Origin of the sequence: uncultured Cardiobacterium sp. (assembly GCF_938028185.1) — a bacterium.
Classification (GTDB): Bacteria; Pseudomonadota; Gammaproteobacteria; order Cardiobacteriales; family Cardiobacteriaceae; genus Cardiobacterium.
The window spans coordinates 1-2,898 of the sequence record NZ_CALJAH010000048.1 but is presented as its reverse complement, the minus strand read 5'-3'; the positions used below and the strand labels follow the sequence as shown (position 1 = coordinate 2,898).

The following is a 2,898-nucleotide window of genomic DNA, read 5'->3' as shown; positions in this document are numbered from 1 at the left end:
CCCCCACCCCGCTGCGGGCTTCGCCTTGCAGGGGAGGGAGTTTCAGCTTCAGAACCGAGAGATTTTCATGAGAACAAGGCGCAATGAAAAATTGCAAGATTATGCCCAAAAATTGCGTCATAACATGACGGATGCGGAACGCTGTTTATGGCAAAAAATACGCGGTGGGCAACTGGGAAATATAAAATTCCGCCGCCAATATGTTATTGGTAATTACATTGCAGATTTTGCCGCACCGGAAAACCGCCTAATAATTGAATTGGATGGTGGACAGCATACAGAACGACAATTATATGACCAGCAAAGAAGTCTATTTTTGCAAAGCCAGGGCTATCGCGTTTTACGTTTTTGGAACCATGATGTTCTGCAACGCACCGACGCCGTATTGGCAGGAATTCTGAAGTATTGCGCCATTTGATATCAACCGTATTTCAACAAGGATAATCCCATGCCTACTCTTAGCGAAGAAGACATAAAAAACCGCCATATCACCCCCGCCATAGAAGCGGCAGGCTGGACGAAAGAACAAATGTTTATGGAATATTGCTTCACCGATGGCCGAGTTAGCGTGCACGGCAAAACCGCCAGCCGAGGCAAAAAGAAACAAGCCGACTATATCCTGACCGCGCCTAACGGACGCACGCCGCTCGCAATTATCGAAGCCAAGCGCGGCGATAAGATGTTGGGCGACGGCATGCAGCAGGCGCTGGAATATGCCGAAATTTTGGATATTCCCTTTGTCTATACCAGCAACGGCAAGGGCTTTTTGGAGCATGACCGCTTGAGTGGCACAGAGCGCGAATTGGCAATGGACGAATTTCCCGCTTATGCGGCGCTGTGGGCGCGGTTTTCCGGCGAAAGCGCGCTTTCTGCCGCGCAGCAATCCGCCCTGCTTTCCGATTATTATTTTGACGGCGACCGGCAAATTGCGCCGCGCTATTACCAGCGCATCGCCATTGACCGTACGGTTGCCGCTATTAGCGGTGGGCAGCAGCGCGTTTTATTGGTCATGGCGACCGGCACGGGCAAAACCTACACCGCCTTTCAGATTATCTGGCGGCTGATGAAAAACAAATTGAAAAAGCGCGTTCTCTATCTCGCCGACCGCAATATTTTGATTGACCAGACCATGCAAAACGATTTCCGCCCGTTCAAAAAAGTCATTACCAAGGTGGAAAACAAAACGCTGGACAGCTCTTATGAGATTTATATGAGCCTCTATCAGCAATTGGCGGGCAATGAAGGCGACGAGCCATTCCGCCAATTTCAGCCCGGTTTTTTTGATTTAATTGTAGTGGATGAATGTCATCGCGGCAGCGCGCGTGAAGATTCGCAATGGCGGCGGATTTTGGATTATTTCAGCAGTGCCACCCATTTGGGCTTGACCGCCACACCAAAAGAAAGCGATGAGGTGAGCAATATTGGCTATTTCGGCGAACCGGTTTACGTTTATTCCTTAAAGCAAGGCATTGAAGACGGCTTTCTCGCACCCTATAAAGTGATTCGCGTCGGGCTGGATAAGGATTTGGAAGGCTGGCGACCGCCTAAAGGCAAAACCGATATAGACGGCGAAGAAATCGAAGACCGCCTTTACCTGCGCGAAGAGTTTGAGAAATACATCGTCATTGACGAGCGCACGCAAGCGGTCGCCCGTCGCATTACCCGTTGGCTCAATGAAAATGACCCTTTTGCCAAAACCATTGTTTTTTGCGTCGATATTGACCACGCCGAGCGCATGCGCCAAGCGCTTATCAATGAAAACCGCGAGCGGGTCAAAGACAACCCGCGCTACATCATGCGCATCACCGGCGACAATGCCGAGGGCAAAGCGCAGCTCGATAATTTCATTGACCCGAACGAAAAATACCCGGCAATTGTAACCACTTCCAAATTGATGACCACCGGCGTTGATTGCAAAACCTGCAAGCTGATTGTGCTCGATAACGAAATCAAGTCGATGACCGAATTCAAGCAAATTATCGGGCGCGGCACGCGCATTAACGATGACTACGGCAAGCAGTATTTCACTATCATGGATTTTCGCAATGTTACCAATCTCTTTGCCGACCCCGAATTTGATGGCATGCCCGAATCCATAACCGATGATGACGAAGCGTTTGTCATTGATGGCGATAATTGGCTGCCGGATGAAAAGGATGAAGAAACGCCAGACAATGGCGATATTGACGGCAATGGAGATGGCGGGAAATTTGAACCGCCCAGCGAAGGCGAGGTAAGGAAAAAAATCCGCGTGCGCGGCGTGGAAGTCCGCGTGTTAAGCGAGCGGGTGGAAATTCTCGATGAAAACGGCAAGCTCATTGTGGAAAGCCTCACCGATTACAGCAAGCGCAATATTCTCCACGAATACGCCACGCTCGATGTGTTCTTGCAGGCATGGAACGCCGCCGACAGGAAACGGGCGGTACTTGACGCGCTGGCAGAACAAGGTCTGCCGCTGGACGTGTTGCAGGAAGCCTACGGCGAGGCGGAAGACATCGACCCCTTTGATATGATTCTGCACCTCGCCTACAACCGCCCCGCCATGACCCGCAAAGAGCGCGCCCGTCGCCTGGAAAAAGACGGCTTTTTGCAGGCATACAGCGCAGAGTGCCGCGAAGTGTTAAGCGCGTTACTCGACAAATACATGAACGAAGGCATCGCGCTGGACGAGCCCGCGATCTTGAGCAACGCGCCGTTCAAAAGCATCGGCTCGCCGAAGAAAATCATCGGCCTATTCGGCGGCAACGTGCAATATCAGGCGGCCATCCACAAATTGCAGCAGCATTTGTATGCCAACTAGCCAAAACGGTGTCTGGGAGCCTGTTTGGAGTCTGCGGGTAAAAGCGAAATTCCCCTCCCCCGCAGGGCGAAGCCCGCAGCGGGGGAGGGCCAGGGTGG

At 51.7% G+C, this 2,898-nt stretch carries 2 protein-coding genes; both read left to right on the top strand.

The genetic code is table 11. The annotated features are described in order from the left end of the window. Window positions 1-418 (top strand): endonuclease domain-containing protein (locus Q0349_RS01620; RefSeq protein WP_298079065.1); only part of this gene is annotated, 418 nt, incomplete at its 5' end. Between the two features lie 30 nt (window positions 419-448). Next, window positions 449-2,800, top strand: coding sequence for an EcoAI/FtnUII family type I restriction enzme subunit R (gene hsdR, locus Q0349_RS01615; RefSeq protein ID WP_298079064.1), 2,352 nt, complete (start codon window positions 449-451; stop codon window positions 2,798-2,800). The last annotated feature ends 98 nt before the right edge of the window (window positions 2,801-2,898 follow it).

What these genes read in the sequence shown, in the direction of transcription:
- hsdR (WP_298079064.1), top strand. Translation starts at nt 449, where the DNA reads ATGCCTACTCTTAGCGAAGAAGACATAAAAAACCGCCATATCACCCCC.